Raw genomic sequence first — 26,297 nt, 5'->3', positions numbered from 1 at the left:
CGTAGCTCACGCGCGCGGCGTTGTCATGTTTTTGGCCGACGCTATAAATTTGCTGGTTGTGCCTGGACTCCAATGACCGCCTGACTGGAGCACTCTGGCTACTCTTACTGAGCTGTCCTCCAGAATATATATACGATCCCCACGGCCCGTCGTCGACGTCAGATAAGCATGCATCAATCTCTTCGTCCCGCCGTAGCTCCTCAGCTGCGTGTACAACATTTCAACTCGGGCGGTTGCATCGCTTGGGGAGATGCCGCTTTCAATCAGCGCGTAAAGTCGGTCCGCATGAGCGATCTTGCCTTGAGCGTTGTTGGCGGCCAATACGTCGTCGGCACCGGACGCCCTGATCAATTGCCAAGGCGCATCCTCTGCCAACTCCACCGGTGTGTTGGCATCGCGGGCCGCAGCCTTGGCTGCTTTTTCCCAGGCTTTTGCCGCTTTGGCGGTGCCCTTTCCTGCGAGCCCCTGGCTAAAGGATGACGAAAGCTTTCTGCCAACATTCACAGCTGCTTTTGCACCTGCCGTCAAACCTGTGCCCAGTGACGCCAACCCAAGACCCAGACTGACCCAGCCCAACACCTCTCCGGCTGGAGAGCCCGGCGCAAATTCATTGACCAGCTCGCTGGCGATGCCCGCCAATCCAGATGCAACGGCCAGCCCCACGCTAGCCAGTGCCCATGGCGTCGCGACGCCCATGGTCAGCACACTCGCAACGACACCGAGAACACTGAGGCCGATGCCCAGGATCGATTGCCAGGACATATGCCCGGTCGGGTCAACACGATTGACAGGATCGCCCAGGCAATAAGCGTAGGCATTCAACCCGCCCTCACCGAATGGACTCATGCTGTCGGGGCAAAGAAATCGCATCAGAGTCGGGCTATAGGCCCGGTACCCGTTGCCCAGCAGATAAAGGCCAGTCGCCCCATCCAGTTGCTCGCCGTTGAACCCTGCCAGACTGAACACCCCCCCTTCAGCAGGACGATGCCCGTAAGGGCTGTAAGCGCAATCGGTCAAAGCGCCATCGCCCAGCTCAACCAATACGCTCTGTTGTTGATCGGTGCCGAACAGTTGCGTGGCGGCGTTCGGGCCGACTTGTTGCTGCCCCACCAGCAGGCCTCCGTGGCGCACGACGCTGGATGAATGCCGGCCACTGACTTCATTGGCTACCCGCCCGCCATGGTAATAACGTTGAGCCGTTGGCGTGCCCGGCTCCGCCAGTTCAACCAAACGGTCGAAGCCGTCGTAGTGGTAGCCACGAATGACCGAACCCTGAACGTCGGTCAGCGTCTCAAGCCGTCCAAACGCGTCATAAGCCAGGGTTCGCGCCTGATCATCTTTGATCATCCTGCCGTTGGCGTCGTATTCAAGCGTTACCGGCGCCGGATAGTCGGCATGGGAATGCTTGACTGCGCTGACTTGCACAGGATCCGGATTGTCGTAACTGAACGTGGTCAGATTCACACCCAGCGCAAACCGCGTTTTAACGGTAAGAATGTTATCCAGGGCATCGAACGTAAACGTCTGTTGAAAGATCTCCTTGCCGTAGGGATCGCGCGGCTTATGGGTGCCGACGCAGTCGTACTGGATCAGGCGCCCGCGCACGTCATAGGCAAATTGCTCATCGCGCAGCAGTTGCGTGCCACGTCTGGATACTTTGCGCGCAAGCTTGCCGGCCAGCGTATAAGTCGACGCCAGCGTCTGGTCTGGCTGCCCCTTGCACTCGACAGTACGGCAACTTTCTCGACCGAGATCATCATAGGCATACCGCGTGATCACTTGACGCTTGAGTGCAGTCTCTTCGGTCTTCGTCCACTCCAGTATCCCTGTCTGGCTGCCGTAGTGGAACTGGGTCTTCAGCGAACCCTGCAAGGTTGCGACGAGGCGGCCATGTTGATCGTATTCGGAGGTGGTTGCGTATCCGAGAACATCGACATGACTGATCGGTAGCCCGGCGAAGGAATAGGTATGGGAAGTCGTTTTGGCGATATCGCCGCACGCAATCGTTTCCGACTTGAGGCGCCCGGAAGCATGATAGGTGAACTCATTCTTTCTGCCGTTTTCGCTGCAGCTCACGAGTTGGCCATCAGCGGGGGCGTAAGCCATGGTCTTGAGCAGAGCTCCCGACTTACGCTCAATGAGCACACCACCCAGCTCGCGCAGATAGCCGAATTCGGTTTTATTGCCATCTGCACCCTTGAACCACTTTGGCTGCGTGAAACCGGCTTCATACCCGGCCTCGGATTTGCGTCCGCCTACGGTACTGGCCGTCAGCCTATTCAAGCCGTCATAGGTCTGCTCGCCCAGCACCCGACCATCGACAGTAATGCTGACCGGCACCGCCTCGTCGCTGTGATCGGCGTAGGCGGTGACCATCTCGCTTGCGTCGGGCAGAACAGTGCGAACCAACCGGTCAAAAGCGTCGTACTCATATCGAGTGGTATTACCGACGGGATCGGTCTGACTGGTTGTGCGTCCTGACCCGTCATAGGTGTAGACGGTTTTACCAAGGCTCTTGTCCTTGAGACTGAAGCGCTCGACACTCAGCGGTTTGCCGAACTCGTTGACGAGGGTCACCGTTTTGCCCAGCCCCTCCAGCCACGTCGTTTGCTGGCGCAGAACCGGATCGGCGACGGTATGTTCGATGCGCCCATCGGCATGGAGCGTCTTGCTGATTTGGCCCCAGTCGTCGAATTCGTAGAGGGTGACAACCGGGCACTGCTTGCCATCGCGCCAGTCGGTCAGCGTCGATCTGACCTTCTTGCCAGCCGCATCATGCATGGCGCTATAAAGGGTGCGAGTCGGGATGAGCCCTTCCTTATCCGGATGGTCGCAGTCCTTTTCCTGAACGGTGACAACCCGCCCCAGGCCGTCATAAGCCACTCTTTGCTCACCGCCAGACGAATCCGTGGTCACCATCGTGGCCATCTGCTGCTTACTGGCGGCCAGATAGGCCCACTGGGTAGAGGCGGCGTAGATCGTACCGGCGGCGATCGTCTTGCGCAGTGCCCGGCCGATCGCGTCGTATTCATATTCGATACGCTCGCCATCGACGCCGACTTCTGCCAACGGTAATCCGGTCCGCGTCGAAAGCACTTTTTCGCTGGTCTGCAGGGCATCATCAAACCCACGTGTGCTGGAAATCACCCGCAGTCTGGTGCCCTCAAGCTCATAGGAAAATGCCGTACGGATTGTTTTATCGTTTCGGGTGACGCTTTGCTCTCTCGTGGCGCCGTGCTTGAGCGGATCGTCTGGCGTATCGAGGTAACTGCGCTCGGTTTTCGAGCGCAGCACCTCAACGCCCTGCACCAACTCGAAATCACGCTCCTCAATCGGTAAGACAGATGCCAGTTCCGCACCGGCCAGTGCGGGATGCAACACATAGTCGTAGTACGTGACAGTCGAGGGCCCACCCGCTGCCGCAGCGGTGACCGTACTTTTTTTCTGGAATCTGGCGAAACCCAGCGGGTCCTCCGGGCAGTTGTCCCCGCCGGCTGCCGGATAGAACTCCGATACAGTCGTCACCCCATTCGGCTCGACATACTTGAGCAAGTTACCTGCACCGTCGAACTCGGTGACGGTGGTTTCCTTGCGCTGCTGGTGGGTGCGCCGATCAAGATAGGTCACTGTATGGACCTTGGGCATGCGGAACTGCGCCGGCTGCTCATTGAACGGCTTGACGACGGAACAGTGATACTCGGTGGCGACAGTGGTCTGCGCGTCACCGCATGTCGTAACTTGCGCGACCAGCAAATGAAATTTGTTGTAGGTACGTTTAATCAGCGTGTGCAACTTGCCGCCGACCACCAACCGCTCGTCCGAGGTGTAGACGTAGGTGCCAGGGGCTCGATAAAGCGGATCCCCGTCGTCATCTTTGGCGGGGATGAGGCCATGCCCGAGAAAGTTTCGGTCAGAGTACGTATACGCCTTGCAGAGCCTCGATTGACCACGCCCTGGGTAAACATCGTGGGCGATGACAAACGGCAGTGTCCGTTCCACGCCATTGACGAAGTGATGACCTTGCTGCTTGTAGCGAATGATCTCGACAGCGCGCAATGGGTTGACGACGCGGTGCAGATAACGGGCACCATCAATGACTTCATATTCCAGGTCCCAACCTTTGCCGACCGGTAGTTCGATGGCCGTGACCAGACTGTTTTTCAAGATCAACTTGTAATCGGAGCTGGACGCAGTATCAGGATGCCGGGTCAATGTCACCTGACCTGCCTTACGCGCAATCCTCAGCAGGCATTCCTTTGCATCATTGATTTCGGTCAACACGGGAAACTGATTGAACACATCATGCTTGAGCGTGATGCTCACACCATTCGCCGCGACTATTTTCTCCACTACCGCGATTTGAGCGGCCGCCATTACTTTCAGCAGCTCACGCCGACCGTCCTTGTACCGGACCTCGTAGCGTCCAGGCCCGGTCACTAATACTTTGGCGGTTTGCAGCTTCATTTCCTTGAACTTCAGACCGGTAGACGTCTCGATAGCCTTATATCGCTCACCGTTGGACAGCGTCATGACTTTGCTGCGCAAGTCGTAATGGGTCATGGTCAAAGACCAACCCACACCGAAACCCACATCCGCCTGATTGAGCGGATTGAAACTCAGTGAAAATGCTACGGCGGGACCATTGAGATCGGCCGAGTGCAACTTGCCCAGCGACAGGGCGCACGTATACATGCCGGTACGCGGATCAACCCCTCCGGAAACAAACTCCCCAAAGTTGAACGCATTTGAATGAACAGCGGTAGATGAGTTACTTTTCATGGAACAACGCTCTCTGTTTGCAATATCCGGATAATCCCCAATCAGGCTGACCAGCGAAAAAATCTCTCATCAGCCATGACCAAGTCAGCTGAGCCGCTTCATCGATCGCTTGGATTGACCCAGAATAAAAGTGCGAAGTTCTTTATCACCATCGAGAGACAGCCTGTGCTCCGAACCGAATTCATCGATGATTGCAAATTCAAATGCGCTGGTGTTTTCGCGCCCATCCTGAGCATCGGCAGAAATATATTTAATCAGCGTTAATTTGCCGGGCACTTCATTGATAGGCACGGTCATAGGTCCGAGCGGACTGCGAACTCGCGCAACCTGCCCATAAATCGGCGCCATATAACCGTACATATTTCTGCGACCATCTTCAGTACCGCGGATATTTCCGGACAAGTAAACCCGCACCGCATCTTCGGAATCATAGGCGTGCAATTTCACCTCACTGCTATACCAGTCAAGGAGATGTATTTGCCGGCCTTCGGCGTGGAGACCGATATGATAGATCTGAACCGAATCAAATTGGGCCCTTTGCTGCGCATCATTGTGTTTATTCAACGTAAAACTGTTGAGTGGATACTCTTTCGGCGGTATGGCTTCCAGCGTGATGCTGCTGTCAAACCCAACACCATTGCTTCGTAATACCACGCCATTAATGACGATTTCGGCAGCCACTTCCATAATGCCCGGCCTGGAAGCGGAAACCCAAAACTCAAAAATTTGCACTGGATCAGCATCGTCGCTGATGCGGTTATCACTCACCCGCGGGATCTGCGTAACCCGCGGTGCTCCACCCGATACTTCATGGGCGTAACGATTTTCCTGCACGGCGGCGGTCCAGTCACCGTCAAGCGGCCGACCGCCGTTGTAAGCAATCAAGCGCAGCGACTGCAATGCGGGATGCCCATACAGCGAAGCGCCGTCTCCATCGTTATCGACGCCGTGGATAAATACCAACACGCGCACTTGCATACGACCGTTGGCGTAGAGCGTCTTGTGTCGGCCAGACCTTGCGGAGTCTAACTTCACTTCAATTCGAGAAATATTAAGTGACTCGTCGCGCATACAATAACTCCGGATAAATTAATAAAGCGCCCCCTTTCGGGGCAGCCAGGAGTATTGACACACAACGACTACAACAATAGAACCTCGGACATTCGACAAGCTGTGAGAGAATACAACTTACGAAACATATGAAAACAATAGTTTACGAATCACAGCAATCGCTTAAACATTCAAAAACTGCAGAATTAATGGCATGGCTTATGCCGCCGGTCTTCAGGACCTTTGAACTCCAGAATCGCAGGCTTCTGACGTTCCGCCTTGGGCACCGTAAAGCGATTGGATATTGATCAAGGCTGGTTAGCGAAACCAGCCTCGGGATTACTTTCATTAATACTCGGTCAACTTTCTGAGTCCGTCCAGTATCCACGTTCTGAAGAGTCAGAATCAGACTCCGCCTCTGAAAAAACCTCTTCGATTATGATTTTTATCTCCCGATCCATGCTGGCCTGTTGCAGGTACTGGGTGATGCGATTTCTCGACACGTCAGTCAAGGGGTTGCCGGTCAAGTCGATAAATAGAGCTTGCGTGTCCGGGATATCGAGCAGCTCGTGCCCCACATCGGTAATAAGGTTGTCCTCCAGCGACAGCACATTGAGTTGCTTGAGCCCGCCTATTCCTGAAGGCATTTGCGACAGATGGGCGTCGTGCATTATCAATTCCGTCAAGCCGTGCATGTAGCCCACATGCGGGGCAACTGTCAGTGGATTATGTTCAAGACTCAGGTAGGTAATGGTTTCTATCCTGGACAACCCCTCAGCCGTTGCCTCAGAGAGTCTGAGCGAGCAATTACGCAGCATAAGCTGACGTAGTTCACGCATTTGAAAAATCCCTGGCGGAAAAACCTTCATTTCGACGCCAGTGACCATGAGTTGTTGAACATTGGGGAAACTGTCGAGAAATGCACCTATCTGCGCGCCAGGGTTTTTCGCTGACAACACTAACTCTGTTACGTACTCGAATCTGGCTGATAACCGTGGTAATTCACCAGCAAAATCGAAGAAGGATAAAAATTGATAGTCACCGTAACCCCATTGCGAGACTGACTTGCGTTGCCAGATATCTTGCAGCATCGCACTGAACTTCTGACGCATCTGTACCTGCTCGGCAAGCGCGTCGACACTCCATGCTTTGCCCCCCGTCGGATGGGGAGGTTCCTCGGTACTCCACCTCGCCAATTCCTGGCGCAGCCCTGCGAGCTCTCTCTCCAGCCGAATCAAAACGCCGTGCGGATCGCTGCGTAAACGCTCATTTATAAACGTCGCCACATCGTCTTGCGAAATTGACGGGTAAAGATCACGAACCCGATCGGCAACAGGCTTCGGCGCTGCCGGGTGGTGATCGGCTCCGCCCCGCAAATGGCCAGCCTGCCGGTGCGGCGCGAAAGGTGCCTCGTAAATATAGGGCAACGGTGCCAACCCCAACACTTCGCTTACGGCCTGATGCGAGGGTAAGGGTTGTGCACGGATCAATTGTAGTAATGGCGCCCCCGAGCCCCCTGTCATGCCCAGCGCCTTTCGCTGTGAAGGCGACAAAGCGGACCAGACTGCCGAGGGAAGGTCATTCACCGTTTGAGGTGACGGACTACCCGTGCTTTGCACGGCATAACCCGCATCCTGACGAATCAGTACATGACGAGCCGGCGAGCGAGCATCGCCGATAGCGTTCAAAAGATGTCCGCCGAACGCGCCCTGGCGCATCTCGATTCGAACCTGCTGCGGCCAATCCGCGAGACGCCCGACCATGTGCAGCGCCAACCGGTCACTGTCCGGATGGGAGACCGCGTTCAAATAAATCCCTTCAACTGCTCTGGCAAGGCGAATTTCTCTCAGGACCATTAGCGCCTCCTCTGCCACTCTCCGGGGTATGCCTGACTGGTTGTGCATATGCAAACGTTCGGCGGAGCTGGTAGTGCGCCATATCGCCTCGGCGAAGGTTTTCGGCAACTCAGGAAAAATTCGCCGCAACTGCAATGTGTTTTCATCGCAGTCGAGCTCGAATGCGCGCTCATGCGCCTGAAAGAGCGCGGCGCGATCCTGTTTTTCCGTGCGGCCCATTGTCTGATCGAGGCGAAATCGCCGGAGGGTGTCCTGAAGTAGCGCGCCAGGATGCAGACGAGAGTCAACCGCGCGTGCCAGCGTGTCATCAAAGCCACTCACTGCAAGAATGCGTGCCACCGTGACCTCGGAAAACTCGTAGATGGAATATCCCATGCGGTGAAACAGTGCGGCCGTTTGCCCATGCGCCGAGTTGCTATCCACCGGGTACCAGAATCTGCCTTCGCTGTCCGGCGCGAGTAAGGGGCCGGAAGCCTCGCGCTCTCGAGTGAGTGCCGCACGAAACATCCCGCTTTCGGCGTCCCTGACCACTTGTACAAAATGCTCCTCATCCACGGCGACATATTGACGTTGCTTCAACGCCCGAATGCCCAGTGCGTCGGCTTCGCCGAGGTTATTCGAAGCGGGTATCCAGTAATCCTCCAAGGACGACTTCGCAACGAGTTTCCCGACGTCAGGCGTAGCGGGCGGCATCAGGCTCGGGATTACGCTGATGACCTCCACCGCTTCTGCAGAATCCGGCCTCCAGTAAGACAGCAGTGGATCCGGGCGATGCGACACAGATGGCAAGGACGGATCGACACGCGGAGGCCGATGCGGGATGCCAGCGTTGAAGTCGATATTTTTACTGAGTGCAGGTTTGATCTTTGGCGGTTTGCCAGCCATGAATTCTCATCCTTGAGGTGCAATTGCAAAGACCCCGCATTACTACGGGGTCAACGCATGACATAGGTACAAGTACGCGAATATCGAATACTTGACGTTTGGAGGGCTCAGCTTATCCGCATGTACGCTGTGCAACGGTATATCTGTCTACCACATCCATCAGATGAAAATTGAGAGACACTGAACTTACCCGCGCTCCAGATTCAAGGCACGGGTCACGAAATCCGTGCGTATCGCCAGCTTATGTTCCGTCCCGTGTTGATCGATTGCGCGAAAATGGAATACGTTGCCATTTTTGTACGAGCGCTCCAAACTCGAGTACACAGACAGTCCTTGCACCACCGTGAGTTCGCCGTCACGATCATTCACCGTTACGGGATAAAATTTTCTCTCCCGCGTTATGGCATCCGCAGTGAAGGTGTAAGTTATAGAGTTTCCATTGAAAGGCAGGCCGATACTCAACGTGTGTTCTCTTGGGCGCACCAAAACAGCTGTAAAAAAGTTTGTTTCATATTCATTAAGCTTGTTGGCGGCAGCAAAAAGAGGATCAGTATCAGCGCGTACGTCGGCCACCCAGTCAACCAGTTTGATTTGCTGCCCTTGCGGATACAGTCCGAGATAATAGTTCCAGATTCGATTGCCCGGCTCTTCATTACCGCGTCGGGTCGCCTTCCAGCGAAACTGTTCAATGGCATAGGACAAGGGTGGAAGTGCTTCCAGGGTCACGCTGCTGTCGTGGATACTGGCAAGCGTACTTGCATTGGAACGAATCGTTTGCCCGGCCAGGGACAGGCGCGCGGCCACTTGGGTCGTGCCTGCAACGGACGAGGAAACCCAGAAGGTGCGGACCTGCGGATGGAGCAAGTCCTCCACTTCCTCTTCCTCGAGAACCGGCGCGATAATGCCCGAATTCGGCGCTTCAAGGGTAAAGCGCCCTTGCTCAGTACTTGAGGTCCAGCCATCACGCAACGGTTTGCCAGTGGTGTAATGAATAAGTTCGATGCTATTCATTACGTCAGCCGGTACCGGCACCCTATCGCCATTGATATCAGCTGCAGAGACCAGAACTTGCACTTTCACCTGCATACGACCATTGCCGAACAGAGACTTGCTTCGGGCGGCTTCACCGGCGTCAAACTTAACTCTGAAGTTAGTGATGCCGTCCATGGCACCCGAAAGAATTGGCTGACTCTGCACTTCACCCATATTTTCAATCATGCTGCAGTTCCTTTGGCGTTATAGTGACTTGGCGTAATAGCCAATGAACAAGCTATTGAGCAAAGGAATAACATGACCGTCAAATCAGCAGCAAAGCAAAAGATGTAAGAAACATGCACTTATAACTCAACGACAAGCAGTTACTTGTCAACTCAAAACAACACCAATGTTATCAAGCATCAATGCTCATCATTGTAGACAAACTTGGGCATTTCCCAATGAAAACGGATTGCCAACAAGCGCAACAGAAAACCACCAAACAGTGTGATCAGAATAGACTGTTCATTTGGCAAGTTTAGATACAGACAAAGCATGTAGCACCACGCCGCCGCAAACGAGACACTGGCGTACAGCTCCCGACGAAAGATCAGCGGGATGTCGTTACAGAAGATATCGCGAAGGATGCCACCGAATACCCCGGTGATCACGCCGCTGACCGAAGCCACCAACATGCCGTGGCCCATTTCCAGCGCGGTCATGCAGCCGATCAGGGTGAAGGCCACCAGACCGACAGCATCGAGCACCAGAAACAGCGAGCGCAGGTGGCGCATCCAGCGTGCGGTGAACACCGTGAACATCGCGGCGAGCGAGGTCAGCACCAGATATTCCGGATGTTTGACCCACGTCAGCGGGTAATGCCCGAGCAGCACATCACGCACCGAACCACCGCCCAACGCCGTGACACAGGCGATCAGCACCACACCAAACCAGTCCATGCCACGACGACCGGCAGACAGTGCGCCGGTCATGGCTTCAGCGGTGATGGCGACGAGGTAGAGCATTAGCAGCATGGTGGCGATCCTTGCAGGAAGGCGCGCAGTCTACTCACTTCGCCATGGCACCAAAAGAGGGCAGCAGCGCAGTCCTCCGATGTCAGAACTTGATGAAATGCTCGCGGTAGTGCTGCAGCTCGGCGATCGACTCGCGGATGTCGTCGAGCGCCAGGTGCGTGCCGCCCTTCTTGAAGCTGTCGCGTACGTCCGGCGCCCAGCGGGCCGCCAGTTCCTTGAGCGTCGAGACGTCGAGGTTGCGATAGTGGAAGTAGCTTTCCAGCGCCTTCATATGGGTATAAAGGAAGCGACGATCCTGGCAGATGCTGTTGCCGCAAATCGGAGACTTGCCCTTCGGCACCCACTTTTCGAGGAAGGCGATGGTTTCGGCTTCGGCTTCGGCCATGCTGACGCGGCTTTCGCGTACGCGCTGGGTCAGGCCGGAGTTGCCGTGGGTGCGGGTGTTCCACTCGTCCATGCGCGAGAGGACTTCGTCGCTGTGGTGGATGGCGATGACCGGGCCTTCGGCCAGGGTGTTGAGGTCGCTGTCAGTGACGATAGTGGCCATTTCGATGATGACGTCGTTTTCCGGATCCAGACCGGTCATTTCCAGGTCGATCCAGATCAAGTTCTGCGGGTTCTGCATATTCGGGCTCCTAGGCAATGCTGCGCAGTTTAGCTTAGGCCGGTGGCCGGGCGTGCTAAACTCGCGGCCGTTTTACCTAATCGCTGCATTCTTCAGACGGAACACCCATGGCCAAACGCCAACTCAATCGACGTCAAAACTGGCGCATCGAAAAAATTCAGGGCGAGCGCGCCGCACGCGCCGCCAAACGCGAGTCCTCGGCTGTCGAGGCACTTGAAGGTGGCGACCTGGGCCCGGAACAGACCGGCTTGGTGATCGCGCACTTCGGTGTGCAGGTCGAAGTCGAGGCCAAGGACGGCGAACTCGCCGGCCAGGTGTTCCGTTGCCACCTACGCGCCAACCTGCCGGCGCTGGTGACCGGCGACACCGTCGTCTGGCGTGCCGGCAACCAGGGCATCGGTGTGATCGTCGCGCAATTGCCGCGCACCACCGAGTTGTGCCGCCCGGACAGCCGTGGCCAGCTCAAACCGGTCGCCGCCAACGTTGACATGATCGTCATCGTTTTCGCCCCGCTGCCCGAGCCGCATGCCAACCTGATCGACCGTTATCTGGTCGCGGCTGAACACGCCGGCATCCGTCCGCTGTTGCTGCTGAACAAATTCGACCTGATCGACGAGCAGAACGCCCCGGCGCTGAACGCGCTGTTGGCGGTTTACCGCACGCTCGGCTATCCGGTGCTGGAAGTTTCCGCGCACCACGGCAACGGCATGGAACAACTGCAACAGCAGCTCGATGGGCGCATCAGCGTCTTCGTCGGCCAGTCCGGCGTCGGCAAGTCGTCGCTGGTCAACAGCCTGCTGCCGGAGGTTGAAACCCGCGTCGGGCCGCTGTCCGAGCTCTCCGGCCAGGGCACGCACACGACGACCACCGCGCGTCTGTTCCACTTCCCCGGCGGTGGTGAACTGATCGACTCCCCGGGCATCCGCGAATTCGGCCTCGGCCACGTCAGCCGCGCCGACGTTGAAGCTGGCTTCATCGAGTTCAACGACCTGCTCGGGACCTGCCGCTTCCGCGACTGCAAGCACGATCGCGAACCGGGTTGCGCACTGCTCAAGGCATTGGAAGATGGCCGCGTGCAGCAGCAACGGATGAACAGCTATCGCTCGATCATCGCCAGTCTGCCTGAAAGCGGCTATTAAACAGCCAAGTCGGCAGCGCCTGTCTCGGGTGCTGCCGGTTGTCGGATCCGCCCTTACAAATCCCCTGTTTTTTAAACATCAGAATTTTCTGTAAGGCCTGCACACGCCTGCTTGCAGGACATTTCTCTTTTGCCGCACACATCTTGTAGGCATCTCCCAGATGCCTACATTCAGTTCCTCGTCCGCACTTTCGCGACCTCCGAGGAACCCAATGCAAACCTACCATTTGTTCATCAGTCATTCGTGGAACTACTCCCATGCCCACGACAATCTGGTACGCCTGCTCGGCGCTCAGGCGGATTTCACGTTCAAGAATTTTTCCGTACCGCCGCACAACCCGATCATGGGCGCGCAAACCGACAAGCAACTTGAACTGGCCATCGAAGACAAGATCCGGCCCTGCTCGGCAGTGCTGATCATGGCCGGGATGTATTCGACCTACAGCAAGTGGATCAACAAGGAGATCGAGATCGCCAAGCGGATGGGCAAGGTGATCATCGCGATCAAACCGTTTGGCGCCGAGCGGATTTCCACCGTGGTGCGCAACGCCGCACAGGCCGAGTGCGCGTGGAACACCAACAGCATTGTCAGCGCGATTCGTCTGCATACGGCGGTGTAATCATGCGCAAGGGACTGTTTATCGGGATCAACGACTACAAACATATTCCGCGCTTGAGCGGGTGCAGCAATGACGCCATGGCCATGGCGTCCGTACTGAAAACCGACGCCAATGGCGACCCCAACTTCAAGAACGTGGTGCTGACATCCGCCGAGGATCACTTGAGCAGGGAGAAACTCGAGGACCAGATTCGCGAACTGTTTTCCGGCGACTGTAACGTCGCGCTGCTGTACTTCGCCGGGCATGGCGGCTTCGACAATGACAATGATGAAGGCATGCTGTTGCCGCAGAACTACCGAAACGCCAAGGACGGCATCCGCATCAGCGACATCCTCAACTGGGCAACCAAAGCCACCAGGATCAAGAACAAGGTGATCATCCTCGACTGCTGCCAAAGCGGCGCGGCCGGCGAGGCGCGGGCCTTGCGCAGTGAAAGCAGCGTGGTCGGCGAAGGCATGACCATCCTGACCGCGTGCAAAAAGGAAGAGTCGGCCATGGAAGGCGCGCAACACGGTGTGTTCACCGGGCTGCTGTTGCAGGCGCTGCATGGCGGCGCAGCCAACATCCTCGGCAAGATCACTCCCGGCAGCCTCTATTCCTTCGTCGACAATGCGCTCGACGCCTGGGAACAGCGCCCGGTGTTCAAGACCAACGTGTCGCAATTCATTTCCCTGCGTGAAGTCTCGCCGCTGATCCCCAAGGAAATCCTGCGCAAACTCCCCGAATGGTTTACCGAAGCCGAGTCAGTTTTCCCGCTCGATCCCAGCTACGAACCCACCGAAGCCACTTTCAATCCGGACCACGGCGAAGTCTTCGCCCAACTGCAAAAGTGCAACCGCCACAGCCTGATCGAACCGATGGACGCCGAGCATATGTATTACGCGGCCATCCACTCGACCGGCTGCCGCCTCACGGCCCTTGGCGCCTATTACCGCGAACTCGCCCTCAAAGGACATTTCTGATGCCAGTCTTCATCAGCTACCGCCACATGGATCGCGCCTATGCGATGGCCATCAACAGCCGCCTGATCAGGGCCAACATCAAGACCTACCTTGACGTGCTGGACCTGGAATCGCAGACCACCGATGACATCACCGGGGTCATTACGCGCAACATCACCGAATGCACGCACTTGCTCGCGGTGGTTTCGGAAAAAACCGCGTTGTCGTGGTGGGTGCCGTTTGAAATCGGCGAAGCGACCATCAGCAACCGGCGGATCTGTTCCTTCAGGACCGGGCCAGCGGAGTTGCCGCTGTATCTGGACAAATGGCCGAAGCTGAGCACGGAAAGTGATCTGGATTTCTTTATTGATGCGTATCGTGAGGAGGTGTCGAACAAGCGGTCGATGTCACTGGAGTCGATAAGTGAATCCGTGAAGGGCAGCTACAAACGCGATGCCGACATGTTCCACGAACAATTGAAGAACCGGATTCGGCGCGGGTTCTGAAAGCGCATCGCCTTCGAAAGCCCTCACCCTGGCCCTCTCCCAGAGGGAGAGGGGACTGACCGAGGTGGATGTTCGAGTTACGCCGACGTGAAAGACCGAGTCGAACTCAGGTTTCGTGCAGCGTGAAGATCGAAAGAACACAACAACTTTCAGGACGAGACAACAGACGCAAAAAAGCCGCGATCATCGCGGCTTTTTCGCATCCGCCCGCCCTACTTCGGCTCAGGCTTCTTGAACGCATAGAGATGCTGACGCACGATCCCGCCCGGCAATTCCTTGCCGAACACGCCATAACGCACTGGCCATTCTTTCGGCGGTAGCTTGAAGGTGCCGAACAGCATGTCCACCAGAGGCGTGTGAATCGCGTAGTTTTTGTAGATGTAGTCTTTGTGCCGGGCGTGGTGCCAGTGGTGGTAGCGCGGCAGGACGATCAGGTAATTCAGCCAGCCGCCGTTGATCCGCACATTGGCGTGGGCCAGCACCGCTTGAACGCCGACCAGAATCACGTAAGCGTTCAACGCTTGCGGCGCGAAGCCCAGCAGCATCAGCGGCACCAGGACGCCGGTGCGGGTCAGCAGGATTTCGATGAAGTGCACGCGCGAACCTGCGAGCCAGTCCATGTGGGTGCTGGAGTGATGCACCGCATGGATGCGCCACAGCCATGGCACCACATGGTAGAGCCGATGCAACCAGTATTGACCAAGATCCGCGACCATCACGGCGAGCAGGAATTGCACCACCAGCGGCAGGCTTTGCACGCTGGTCTGCAAGCTCGGCGACATCGCCCATCCGGCGATGTAACTCGACGAGGCGGTGATAAAAATCAGGATGAACTGCACCAGCATGTGGCTGACAAAAAAGTAGGTCAGATCGGTGCGCCAGTGCGGGCGCAGGATGTTTTGCTCGGGGTCTTTGGAATAAAGTTTTTCCAGCGGAATGAACACGATGGCCGACACCAGCAATGCCAGGACAAACCAGTCCAGACCGAGTGAATACGGCGTCTGCCCGATCTCGCTGACCTGCACATTGGTGCCACCGAGAAACACCGCCAGCCCCGACGCAACCAGCCCGGTAATCCCCAATCGTTTACGTTTATTGAGCAGGATATTCAGGGTGCCGAGGCTGAACGACACCACCAGCCCGAGCAACAGCGTGGTGCGCGCGAATTGCTCATCGTAGACCTTGCGCAATTCGGCTGTGGTCAGCCATTCGGGAAACAGGAAGCATAACACCGCCAGCAAGCTCAATAGCCCGAGGGTGGCCGAAATATAGCCGCTGACCCTCCCCTCACCGAACTTGAAGGGTGCGCTGCCGTGCCGCTGAAAATAGGCTTTGAGTCTTTCCATAACTGATCTTCCGTGATTGCGAAAACTGCGACTGCTCATTGCGACGCAGGCAGAAACAAAAAGCCACGGTCAACGTGGCTTTTTGTCGGTCACTTCGGCGCGGGGGCCGGCGCAGTGGCCGGTGGCGTTGTCGGCGCCGAACTCCCCGGCTCAGCCGGTTTGGGCGCGGCGTCGTCGAACAGGTTCAGCCGCTCGCGCAGCTCGTGCGCGGGCACCGGTTGCTGATCCGCTGGCAAGGCGTTCGGGTCGACCGGGGTTGCCGGCGCGGCATCGTTCTGACCTTGTTCGGCCGGCTTCGCAGCGTCGGGGCCTTGCGCACCTTCGATGGCCGCCTGAGCCTTTTTGGTCAGCACCACGATGTCGATGCGACGGTTGATCGGGTTGAACGGTTTTTCCTTGTCGAACAACGCCGACGAGGCGTAACCGACCACCCGCGCCACTTGCGTGTCTGGATAACTGCCCGCGATCAGCGCACGCCGTGCAGCGTTGGCTCGGTTGGCTGAAAGCTCCCAGTTGCCGTAGTCGCCGCTGCCGATATAAGGCTTGGCGTCGGTGTGACCGCTGATGCTGATCTTGTTCGGCACCGCTTTGATGGTGTCGGCCATGGCCAGCAGGATGTCTTCGAAATAAGGTTTCAGGCGCGCGGAACCCGAGTCAAACATCGGCCGGTTCTCGGCGTCCATGATCTGGATGCGCAAGCCGTTCGGCGTGATCTCGAAGAGGATCTGATCCTTGAATTTCTGCAGTTGCGGGTTCTCGTCGACCTTGTTCTGCAGTTCTTGCAGCAACAGTTCCAGGCGTTCTTTCTCGACCATTTCGGCCATGCCTTCGACTTGTTCGGTGTCGACGGTGACCTTGTCCGGTTGCGGCTGGGATTTCACCTCGGGATTGAGGGTGTTTTCCGGCGCCAGCGTCGGCGTACCGCCCAGATCGATGATGTACGGCGTGCCGCTTTCGGAGAAGCCGACCGGGTCCTTGAAGTAACCGGCGATAGCAATCTTCTGCTCCGGGGTTGCGGTAGACAGCAGCCACAACACCAGGAAGAACGCCATCATCGCCGTCGCGAAGTCGGCGAAGGCGATTTTCCACGCCCCGCCGTGATGCCCGCCGGCTATGCGCTTGACGCGCTTGATGATAATCGGCTGATTATTTTCCATGACTTAGCGACCGCGAACCGCTTGTTCCAGCTCGGCAAAGCTTGGACGGTGGGCCGGGTACAGAACCTTGCGACCGAACTCGACCGCCAGCGATGGCGGCATGCCGGAAGCCGAAGCCACCAACGAGGCCTTGATGGCCTCATAAACGTTCAGTTCTTCCTTGGCATCGTGGGCCAGGGAGTGCGCTAACGGACCAAAGAAACCGTACGCCGCCAGAATACCGAAGAAGGTACCCACCAGTGCCGCACCGACGTGCAGGCCGATGGATTTCTGATCGCCGTCACCCAGGGAGGCCATGGTCACCACGATACCGAGTACCGCCGCAACGATACCGAAACCCGGCATGGCATCGGCAATGCCGTTCACCGCGTGCGATGGGTGTTCAAGGTCTTCCTTCAGGCTGTACAACTCCATGTCGAACAGGCCTTCCAGTTCGTGCGGAGCCATGTTGCCGGAGGACATGATGCGCAGGTAGTCGCAGATAAACGCGGTCATGCGTTCATCTTTAAGCACCGCCGGGTACTTGGCGAAGATCGGGCTCGCGGCGGCATCTTCGATGTCGCCCTCGATGGCCATCATGCCTTCGCGGCGGCTCTTGTTGAGGATCTCGTAGATCAGCCCCAGCACTTCCAGATAGAACGTGTGGGTGAAACGCGAACTGAACATGCTCAGGGATTTCTTGAGCACGTGCATCGTCATATAGCTGGGGTTGGCCTGGAGGAAAGCGCCCAGTGCTGCACCGCCGATGATCAACACCTCGAAAGGCTGGATCAGGGCCGCGATCTTGCCGTGGGAAAGCACGTATCCGCCGAGCACGCTCGCGAATACGACGATGATGCCGATAATTTTAGCCATAGGTAGAAAGTACTTATTTAAGTCGGGTTCAAGGTCATATTCGGAAGTTAAAAAATCTCTTCTTCTACTTATCGGCAAAACTGCGCCAGACTATAGCCAGTTCAGGCGAAAAGCCAATTTAGCCCATGCCGGGCGCGTCTACAGTCAGTGAAGATCTTGTCCAGACATGGCTAATGAAACGAACGTCCCACACGCAAAACCGACCACCCTCGACGGCTGGGTCAAGCTGCTCGACAGCGTCCCCCTGCCCGTACCGCAGGAGGCGCACGACAAGGTCTGCCGCGCGATCCGCGACAATCGCAGCTCGCTTCGTGACATTGCCGACCTGATGCAGGACAGCCCGGCGCTGGCCTTGAGCATCATCCGTGAGGCCAATCGTCACACCCACGGCAACATGGCCACGCCGGCAGAAAATCTGGAAGTGGCGATCAATCGCCTCGGCCTCGCCCGCACCGAAGAATTGCTCTCGCGCCTGCCCGCCGTTGCGCAGATGCAGATCCCCAAGGCCCTGCGCCAACTGCAAATGATCAGCCAGCACGCCACGCAGCAGGCCAACGGTTTTTTTGCCAGTCGCCTGGCGCGGCTGTGGCAGGACATTCATTGGGGCAGTCTCCTGTTCCTCTCGCCACTGTGGCCGCTGGCGCTGACTTATCCGCAATTGCTTGAAGAGTGGGAGCTGCGCGTTATCCACAAGGGCGAATCGGCGCGCACTGTCGAGAAGCAGTTGTTTGGCGTGCGTCTGCTGAAAATCGCTGAAGCATTGGTCGCTGTCTGGCATCTGCCGATCTGGGTGCAACAGGGCTATAGATTGTTGCTCAGCGAGCAACGCGAACTGGTCAAAGTGCTGCGCATCGCCCGCGACAGCGAACATCCGCTGCGCCAGCAAAACCGCCTGGACGATGATCCGACTCTGCGCCGCTGGCTCAATCAGCCAGCCAATACCGTGTTGCTGGCCAACGGGCTGGCGCTGTCGGCGCAGCAGGCGTGGGACAGCCCGCACAGTGAGCGCTGGCAGTACCTGACCAGTCTTTATCTGCAGATTTCGATGGACGAGGTGCAACAACAACTGCACCAGCAAGCCGCCAACAGTGCGCGTCAGCATGCGATGCCTGACCTGTGGCACCCGGCGGTTTCATTGCTGTGGCCGTGGGGCACGCGTCGCTTGCCCGCTGGCATGCTGCCTGCTGCGGCGCCCAATGCCGATAATCTGACCCAGTGGCGCCGGCAATGCGCCGAACTGTTGGCCGAGCCGAGTCGTTTCACCAATGCAATGAGCCTGACCGTCGCCGCTCGGGATGCGCTGGTGGCCAGCGGTATGCGGCGGGTGATGATCCTGATGGCTGATCGCACGCAGTCCAATCTGCGCGTACATCAAACCGTTGGCCTGCCGAAAGAAGCTGCCGCGCTGAATTTTGTCGTCAGCCAGAGCAAAGTCCTGCAACGGTTGCTCGCGCAGCAGGCACTGGTGCGGATCAATCCAGAAAACAACGCGCAGTTCTCCGCGCTGTTGCCGCCGGGCCTGCGCACCCTGTTTCGTGGCGAGCATCTGTTCCTGCGTTCACTGGTCAACAACGGCCGGGTGATCATGATCGTCGTTGCCGATCAGGGCGGCGGGCCGTTCGCCGACATCACCGTGCAAGCCTTTGGCAAAACCGCGCAGTGCATCGAAAAAGCCCTGCACAGCTTTAGCAGCCGTGGCCGATGAGGCTGCGCTACAATCCCCCCCTTTGTGCTCTGGAGACCTCACATGTCTGACTTCTCTGGCTTGCCGCTCGTTATCGAACCGAGCGACCTGCTCCCTCGTCTCGATGCCAGCGAACTCATCCTGGTGGACCTGACCAGTCCCGCCCGCTATGCCGAGGGTCATCTGCCCGGCGCACGCTTTGTCGATCCGAAACGCACCCAGCTCGGCCACACGCCGGCGCCGGGGCTGCTGCCGGGGAAAGCCGATCTGGAAGCGCTGTTCGGTGAGCTGGGCCACCGCAAGGACGCGGTCTACGTGGTCTATGACGACGAGGGCGGTGGCTGGGCCGGGCGCTTCATCTGGCTGCTCGACGTGATCGGACACGACAAGTACCACTATATTGATGGCGGACTGCCGGCTTGGCTGGCGGAAGGTTCGCCGATGTCGATCCAGGTGCCACCCGCCGTCGGTGGCCCGGTCGCCCTGACCCTGCATGAAGAGCCGACCGCCACTCGCGAATACCTGCAAAGCCGCCTTGGCGCTACCGATCTGGCGATCTGGGATGCACGCGGGCCGCTGGAGTATTCCGGCGAGAAGGTTTTGGCTGCCAAGGCAGGCCATATTCCCGGCGCGGTCAATTTCGAGTGGACTGCCGGCATGGACAAGGCGCGGCAGTTGCGCATTCGCACTGACATGCCGCAGATCCTCGAAGACCTGGGGATCACCAAGGACAAAGAAATCATTACCCACTGCCAGACCCATCACCGGTCGGGCTTCACCTATCTGGTGGCCAAGTCCCTCGGTTATCCGCGGGTCAAAGGCTACGCCGGTTCCTGGGGCGAATGGGGCAACCACCCTGACACGCCAGTCGAGATTTAAGGTTTTTAAGGACAACTAATGAAAGAGCGTCTGTTTATCCTCAGCCAATACCTGCTGCCTCATCACCTGCTGTCGCGCCTGGCCGGCTGCATTGCCGAGTGCCGCGTGCGCTGGTTCAAAAATGCTTTCACCACCTGGTTCGCCAAGCGCTATCAAGTCGATATGTCGCAGGCGCTGGTTGAAGACGTGACCGCTTACGAGCACTTCAACGCCTTCTTCACCCGTGCCCTGAAAGACGGCGCACGGCCGCTGGACGAAACCCCGGGCGCGGTCCTCAGCCCGGCCGACGGTGCGGTCAGCCAACTCGGCCCGATCGAACACGGTCGCGTGTTCCAGGCCAAGGGCCACAGCTTCAGCGTGCTGGAACTGCTCGGCGGTGACGCGGCCAATGCCGCGCCGTTCATGGGCGGCGACTTCGCCACCATCTACCTGTCGCCCAAGGACTACCACCGCGTGCACATGCCGCTGGCCGGCACCCTGCGTGAAATGGTTTATATCCCGGGCCGGATCTTCTCGGTCAACCAGACCACCGCCGAAAACGTTCCGGAGCTGTTCGCCCGCAACGAGCGTGTGGCGTGCATTTTCGACACCGAGCGCGGGCCGATGGCTGTCGTGCTGGTGGGCGCAATGATCGTTGCTTCGATCGAAACTGTGTGGGCTGGCCTGGTCACGCCGCCGAAGCGTGAGCTGAAAACCTTCCGCTACGACGAAGCCGCCCGTGCGCCGATTCATCTGGAAAAAGGCGCGGAACTGGGTCGCTTCAAGCTTGGTTCTACCGCGATCGTGCTGTTCGGCCCAGATCAAGTGAAGTGGGCTGAACCACTGGTTGCCGGTTCGCCAGTACAGATGGGCCAGGGTCTGGCACTGCCGAAAGCCTGATCCGACGAAACACCGCGCCGTGTAGGAGCTGCCGAAGGCTGCGATCTCTTGATCTTGGTTTTAATACAAAATCAAAAGATCGCAGCCTTCGGCAGCTCCTACAGTGTTCGCCGTAGCGACAGACCCCAATTTTTGCTGCTATGGTTTTTGGCATGAGCCAGACCATTTCCCCCCAGCTACGCGCCACTACCCCGACGCAAACGCGCCTGTCGTTTTGCGAAGCCACTACGCGCGATCTCAAGCGCTGGATCGCCGGCCTGCCCAAGGCCAACATCGGCGAAACGGCCCGTCAGTTGTACCAAGGCCTCGGCGAACTCAACCAATTGCTGACCCCCAGCGACAATCGCCTGCAACTGCTCGAGCTGCTGCGGCCCGAGGTGTATTTCGTCTGCCAGCATCTGGAGCGGCACTTTCTGCATCAGGCGATCATGCTCGACGAGCGCTCACGCAAGGTCAGCAACCTGTGTCAGGCACTGCAAAGTCATCTGGCCATCGGCTACAAGCAGATCGTCCTGCGCATCGCGCCGAAATACAGCAAGGACCGTGCGGCATTGCTCAGCCTCGCCCTGCAACGGGCGACCCATGCGCTCAAAGGACAACTGGTGCGCGCGACGCAGTTATACAGTTCGCCGCCGGAGCATCTGTGGTTCGAACTGCATCAGCTGTATCGCACCGCGTGCGCGTTGCAGCTGCAACAACGTCGCGTACACGATGATCTCGCCAGCCTGACAACCGAACTGAGCGTCGAACAGACTTACATCGCCACTTTGTTATTGGGCAGTGCCCGCTGCAATCAACTGCGCCAGAACCAGATCGCGCGGCTCGCGGAAATCCTGGAGTCGTGGAGTGCGCTGCTCAAGCTCCACCCCGGCAGCCCCGACGATGGCTTGTTTGCGGTCAGCGCAGAAATCGACGCCGGTCCGCGCTATCGCAATATGTTCCGCAGCGAGCAAAAGGCCGGACTGCTCGGCTTTGATCCTCAGCTATTGGTGAATGCCATCGAAGCGCAACTGCTGCGCCAGGACACCTCGACGCCGTTGCCCGTCCCGTCGGGGCTCAGTTTCGACACCCTGCAACATTTGCACGCGACCTGGGGTCAGGCGGCCGAGCGCAGTTTTCAGCGCACCGTGGGTCAGGGCAGCCTGACCGTGTGCGTCGGCATGAGCGCCCTGCACTTCTTCCTGGGTGGCGAGCGTACGTTCAGCGATCTGCTGAAACATCCTGGCACCCGTGCCGCAAACTTCAGCAGCGTCGTCGCCAAGGGTGAAAAGGACAGTTGGAGCCAGGCGTTCGACGCCGCGCCGCAGAGCAAGGCTGACGAGTTTTTACCCTACGAAGAAATCCAGTACGACCGTCTGCTCGAGGACGAAACCAGCACCGACAGCACGACGCACTACCCGACTTATGCGTTGCCGGTGATCAATCACAGCCCCGGCGGGTATTGCCTGGGCTGGCCGCAAGAAGCGCCCGCCGAATTACAGGCCGGGGAAATGCTCGGGATTCAGGACAGCGTGAGTCTTGGCTGGAGCATTGCGGTGATTCGCTGGATTCGTCAGGTGCGCGGCAGTGGTACGCAGATGGGCATCGAACTGGTGGCGCCGCATGCCGAGCCGTGCGGCCTGCAACTGGTGCGCTCGCGGGACGATCACAGCCAATACTTACGTGGATTGCTGTTGCCGCAGATCAGCGCGATCGATCTGCCAGCCACGTTACTGGCACCACGCTTGCCGTTTCAAGAAGGCAGCAAAGTGCTGATCAACACCCATGGCGAGGAACACTGCGCCGGGCTGGACCGACGGGTGGCGAGTACGCACAGCTTCAATCAGTTTGCTTATCGCTCGCTGGAGCCTGCGCAAAATGGCGGGAGCGAGGAGGATTTTGATTCTCTCTGGAAGTCGCTTTAGGTATTCGACGATAAATCGGCGGTGCAGCCTTCGCGAGCAGGCTCGCTCCCACAGGAAACTTTTGAACGAAACAGATCCAATGTGGGAGCGAGCCCGCTCGCGAAGGGGCCCGCTCAGGTTATCGAGAACTCACAGCTGTCCGTCGCGATCGCGCAAGCCCAGCAGGTACAGGACACCGTCCAGCCCAAGCGTGGAGATCGCCTGTTTCGCCGACTGCTTCACCAGCGGCTTGGCGCGGAACGCCACACCCAACCCGGCAATCGCCAGCATCGGCAGGTCATTCGCGCCGTCGCCGACCGCAATGGTCTGCTCCAGACGCAGACCTTCCTTATGCGCCAACTCTCTCAGCAGATCAGCCTTGCGCTGCGCATCGACAATCGGCTCGATCGCCACGCCGGTGCACTTGCCGTCGACCACTTCCAGCTCGTTGGCGAACACGTAATCAATGCCGAGTTTGGCCTGCAATTGCTTGGCAAAATAGGTGAAGCCGCCCGACAGGATGGCGGTCTTGTAGCCCAGACGCTTGAGTTCGGCGAACAGGGTTTCGGCACCTTCGGTCAGGCGCAGCGAAGCACCGATCGAATCGAGCACACTGACGTCGAGGCCTTTGAGCAAAGCCAGACGCTCCTTGAAACTGGCACGGAAATCCAGTTCGCCGGCCATCGCGCGCTCGGTGATCTGCGAAACCTGCTCGCCAACGCCGGCCGCCTTGGCGAGTTCGTCGATGACTTCGGCTTCGATCAGTGTCGAGTCCATGTCGAACACCGCCAGACGACGGTTGCGACGGAACAGCGAATCTTCCTGGAAAGCGATGTCGACGTTCAATTCGTGCGCGACACTGAGAAACTCGGCACGCAAGGCCTGCGGATCGGCCGCTTCGCCACGCACGGAGAACTCGATGCAGCCCTTTCCCTTGTCGGCCGGGGTGTCCAGCGGCATGCGACCCGACAGACGGTCGATGTGATCGATGTTCAGGCCGTATTTGGCCGTGATCGAGCTGACAGCCTGCAATTGGCCGGCCGTCACTTTGCGGGTCAACAGGGTGACGATGTGGCGTTTCTTGCCCTGATTGCCCACCCATTGCTGGTAATCCTCTTCGGACACCGGAGTGAAGCGCACCTGCTGGTCGAGCTCGTAGCCCTTGAACAGGATGTCCTTGAGCACGGATTTGCCTTGCTCGGAGTCGGGAATTTCAACCAGGATGCCGAACGACAGGGTGTCGTGGATCACCGCCTGACCGATGTCGAGAATGTTCACGCCACCTTGGGCCAGAACACCCGTAATGGCCGCCGTCAGACCAGGACGGTCGACTCCCGTGATGTTAATCAGGACGATTTCGCGCAACGCGCACCCCCGCAACTGGAAAAAAACCGCATTCTACCCACTTTCAGTGACCATCGGGCACAGCGAGCGCTTTGCCGGTCTAGGGCCTGTCGCTATACTGCGCGTCAACTTCACGGACAAAAGAGCCGAGCTCAGTGAACCGGCCTACGCCAGTCAAAACCGATAACTTCTTCCTGCTGATCTTCCGTGCACTGCGCCACCGCCGTGTACCGATAGCATTGCGCATTGCCAGCCATAACGTGATCCTGGTCGCTCTGGCCCTGGTGATCTATGCCGGCGTGATGGGTTTGCAATTCAAGCAGGCCATGCACGAGCAGGCCGATGCGCTGGGCGAAAGCCTGACCACGCAGACCGCCACCTCCGCCACGGAGCTGTTGGTGTCCAACGACATCCTCAGCCTTAACGTGCTGCTCAATAATCTGACCAAGAACAAACTGGTGGCCCACGCGGCTATCTATAGCGTGGATAACCGCATCCTCGCCGAATCCGGCCAGCGCCCCAAGCACAGCCTGTTAGGCGAAGCCGAGGGCATGTACGAGAGCAAGATCACTTTCCAGGACGTGACGGCCGGGCAACTGCGCATCAGCCTGGACATGGATCAGTTCCAGCAGCCAATGACCATCAGCTTGCAGAGCATGGGCATTCTCAGTGCAATTCTGTTGGCGCTGTCGCTGGCCTTGAGTCTGCGCATGGGTCGTTATCTGTCCACACCATTGCTGCAATTACGCGTCTGGCTGCGCCGGATCGACGAGCACACGCCGGGCATAGAGCGTCAGGATGAAATTGGCGATCTGGCGCGGCAACTGCACGCCAACTACGCGCCGGAACCTGCGCCCGAGCCTGAGCCGGAACCTGAGTTCGAGGACGAAGAAGACGAACCGGAGTTCGAAGTACGCAATCTGCGCGACCCGAGCTTTGACGAAACCCGCCCGTTGGCCGCGCACAAGCCTGCTCCGCGCCATGTGGTCAGCACCGTCGAAGACGATGATGACGACGACGCGTTCGCCGACCTGCGCGACGAGTCTTTGACTGCCGTCGCGCAACCGGCCGTGCGCAAAGCAACGCCGAACGTACCGCAACACACGGCAGTGCTGGCGGTGCAATTGGGCTCGCAAGAGCAACTGCGCCGTTTGCCTAGGGCACGTCTGGAAGAATTGCAGGCGCGCTACCGCGACTGCCTGGATCAAGCCGCTTCGTTGTACCAGGGCGAAATCGAAACCCTGAACGACGGCAGCACGCTGATGCTGTTCCACACCGAAGACAGCGGCGACGACTACCTGACCAACGCGATTTGCTGCGGCGAGTTGCTGCGCGCACTGGGTCATCAGTTGCAAATCGAAGTCGCCGACAGCGGCATCACGCTGCAATTGCAACTGGGCCTGACCCTTGGCGATGAATTGTTCGGTTTGAGTCAGATCGATCTGCTGCTGACTGATTCGGCGCAGGATGCCCTGGCCCTGTCGCAACACAGCCGCAACCTGCTGCTGGTCGAGCGCAAGATCAGTGATGACGCGCTGATCCGCCAGCGTGCGCGGATCCGGCCGATAGCCAGCCCTGAGGGCGCTTGCTGTGTCGAGCGGTTGATGGAGCCTTATCCATCGATGCTGGAGCGGCAACTGGCGCGGATGCATGAGCGTCGGTCTTAAGCCCTAGCCCTGATACGCAAAAGCCCGCAGACGAGTGATTGTCTGCGGGCTTTTTGTTGCCCTATAAAAGCCCCTCACCCTAACCCTCTCCCAGAGGGAGAGGGGACTGATTGGGGGATGCTCGACATATCCGCCGACCTGAACGTATCGCACCGAATCCACTATCGACCCTGACTTCGCTTGTCAGATCAATT

Annotated in this window: 19 protein-coding genes; 9 read left to right on the top strand and 10 right to left on the bottom strand. The window is 58.1% G+C overall.

What is annotated here, in order from left to right; genetic code table 11:
- Nucleotides 1-6: 6 nt before the first annotated feature.
- The 6 genes from H8B20_RS18620 to orn form a co-directional block, all read right to left on the bottom strand.
- Nucleotides 7-4,779: an RHS repeat domain-containing protein gene (locus tag H8B20_RS18620; RefSeq protein WP_210624149.1), complete on the bottom strand. Its 4,773-nt coding sequence runs from the start codon at nt 4,777-4,779 to the stop codon at nt 7-9.
- Nucleotides 4,780-4,863: 84 nt separating this feature from the next.
- Nucleotides 4,864-5,850: a hypothetical protein gene (locus tag H8B20_RS18615; protein WP_210624148.1), complete on the bottom strand. Its 987-nt coding sequence runs from the start codon at nt 5,848-5,850 to the stop codon at nt 4,864-4,866.
- 338 nt (nt 5,851-6,188) lie between these two features.
- Nucleotides 6,189-8,570, bottom strand: coding sequence for a leucine-rich repeat domain-containing protein (locus H8B20_RS18610; RefSeq protein WP_210624147.1), 2,382 nt, complete (start codon nt 8,568-8,570; stop codon nt 6,189-6,191).
- A 186-nt stretch (nt 8,571-8,756) separates the two neighbouring features.
- The gene (locus H8B20_RS18605) at nt 8,757-9,788 is read right to left on the bottom strand and encodes a hypothetical protein (protein ID WP_210624146.1); all 1,032 of its coding nucleotides are present in this window, start codon (nt 9,786-9,788) and stop codon (nt 8,757-8,759) included.
- A gap of 179 nt (nt 9,789-9,967) precedes the next feature.
- A complete protein-coding gene (locus H8B20_RS18600; protein ID WP_150594030.1) occupies nt 9,968-10,579 on the bottom strand; it encodes a trimeric intracellular cation channel family protein in 612 nt (203 codons plus the stop codon).
- A gap of 82 nt (nt 10,580-10,661) precedes the next feature.
- A complete protein-coding gene (gene orn, locus H8B20_RS18595; protein WP_042557375.1) occupies nt 10,662-11,204 on the bottom strand; it encodes an oligoribonuclease in 543 nt (180 codons plus the stop codon).
- 107 nt (nt 11,205-11,311) lie between these two features.
- Between orn and rsgA the strand changes: the two genes are divergently transcribed.
- The 4 genes from rsgA to H8B20_RS18575 all read left to right on the top strand — a co-directional run bounded on the left by rsgA (nt 11,312) and on the right by H8B20_RS18575 (nt 14,409).
- Entirely contained in the window at nt 11,312-12,343 is a 1,032-nt protein-coding gene (gene rsgA, locus H8B20_RS18590) for a small ribosomal subunit biogenesis GTPase RsgA (RefSeq protein ID WP_042557374.1), read from the top strand.
- A 211-nt stretch (nt 12,344-12,554) separates the two neighbouring features.
- Nucleotides 12,555-12,962 carry a TIR domain-containing protein gene (locus H8B20_RS18585; RefSeq protein WP_150594028.1) on the top strand — a complete coding sequence of 136 codons (408 nt, stop codon included), beginning with the start codon at nt 12,555-12,557 and terminating at the stop codon, nt 12,960-12,962.
- Between the two features lie 2 nt (nt 12,963-12,964).
- Entirely contained in the window at nt 12,965-13,924 is a 960-nt protein-coding gene (locus H8B20_RS18580) for a caspase family protein (RefSeq protein WP_042557372.1), read from the top strand.
- Nucleotides 13,924-14,409, top strand: a complete 486-nt coding sequence (locus H8B20_RS18575) for a toll/interleukin-1 receptor domain-containing protein (RefSeq protein ID WP_210624145.1) — start codon at nt 13,924-13,926, stop codon at nt 14,407-14,409. The genes H8B20_RS18580 and H8B20_RS18575 overlap by 1 nt, the downstream gene beginning before the upstream one ends.
- Nucleotides 14,410-14,621: 212 nt before the next feature.
- Here the strand turns inward: H8B20_RS18575 and H8B20_RS18570 are convergent, their stop codons facing one another.
- The 3 genes from H8B20_RS18570 to motA form a co-directional block, all read right to left on the bottom strand.
- Nucleotides 14,622-15,755 carry a sterol desaturase family protein gene (locus H8B20_RS18570; protein ID WP_210624144.1) on the bottom strand — a complete coding sequence of 378 codons (1,134 nt, stop codon included), beginning with the start codon at nt 15,753-15,755 and terminating at the stop codon, nt 14,622-14,624.
- 89 nt (nt 15,756-15,844) lie between these two features.
- A complete protein-coding gene (gene motB / locus H8B20_RS18565) occupies nt 15,845-16,912 on the bottom strand; it encodes a flagellar motor protein MotB (protein ID WP_210624143.1) in 1,068 nt (355 codons plus the stop codon).
- A 3-nt stretch (nt 16,913-16,915) separates the two neighbouring features.
- Nucleotides 16,916-17,767 (bottom strand): flagellar motor stator protein MotA, encoded by an 852-nt coding sequence (gene motA, locus H8B20_RS18560; RefSeq protein WP_042557368.1) that lies wholly within the window; start codon nt 17,765-17,767, stop codon nt 16,916-16,918.
- Nucleotides 17,768-17,933: 166 nt separating this feature from the next.
- On the opposite strand from motA, the gene H8B20_RS18555 reads away from it, so the two are divergent.
- The 4 genes from H8B20_RS18555 (at nt 17,934) to H8B20_RS18540 (ending at nt 23,113) form a co-directional block, all read left to right on the top strand.
- Nucleotides 17,934-19,472, top strand: coding sequence for an HDOD domain-containing protein (locus H8B20_RS18555; protein ID WP_210624142.1), 1,539 nt, complete (start codon nt 17,934-17,936; stop codon nt 19,470-19,472).
- A gap of 42 nt (nt 19,473-19,514) precedes the next feature.
- Entirely contained in the window at nt 19,515-20,330 is an 816-nt protein-coding gene (gene rhdA / locus H8B20_RS18550; protein WP_210624141.1) for a rhodanese-like domain-containing protein, read from the top strand.
- A gap of 18 nt (nt 20,331-20,348) precedes the next feature.
- Complete coding sequence (gene asd, locus H8B20_RS18545; RefSeq protein WP_210624140.1) at nt 20,349-21,209, top strand: archaetidylserine decarboxylase; 861 nt, start codon at nt 20,349-20,351, stop codon at nt 21,207-21,209.
- Between the two features lie 152 nt (nt 21,210-21,361).
- The gene (locus tag H8B20_RS18540; RefSeq protein WP_210624139.1) at nt 21,362-23,113 is read left to right on the top strand and encodes a molecular chaperone; all 1,752 of its coding nucleotides are present in this window, start codon (nt 21,362-21,364) and stop codon (nt 23,111-23,113) included.
- Nucleotides 23,114-23,242: 129 nt separating this feature from the next.
- Here H8B20_RS18540 and serB read toward each other — a convergent pair whose 3' ends face one another.
- Nucleotides 23,243-24,457 (bottom strand): phosphoserine phosphatase SerB, encoded by a 1,215-nt coding sequence (gene serB / locus H8B20_RS18535; RefSeq protein ID WP_047299476.1) that lies wholly within the window; start codon nt 24,455-24,457, stop codon nt 23,243-23,245.
- Nucleotides 24,458-24,591: 134 nt separating this feature from the next.
- On the opposite strand from serB, the gene H8B20_RS18530 reads away from it, so the two are divergent.
- On the top strand, nt 24,592-26,103 hold the full coding sequence (locus H8B20_RS18530) for an AhpA/YtjB family protein (RefSeq protein ID WP_210624138.1): 1,512 nt from the start codon (nt 24,592-24,594) through the stop codon (nt 26,101-26,103).
- The last annotated feature ends 194 nt before the right edge of the window (nt 26,104-26,297 follow it).

The organism is Pseudomonas sp. P42, assembly GCF_017973755.1.
Classification (GTDB): domain Bacteria; phylum Pseudomonadota; class Gammaproteobacteria; order Pseudomonadales; family Pseudomonadaceae; genus Aquipseudomonas; species Aquipseudomonas iridis.
This window is presented reverse-complemented; position numbering and strand designations above follow the sequence as displayed.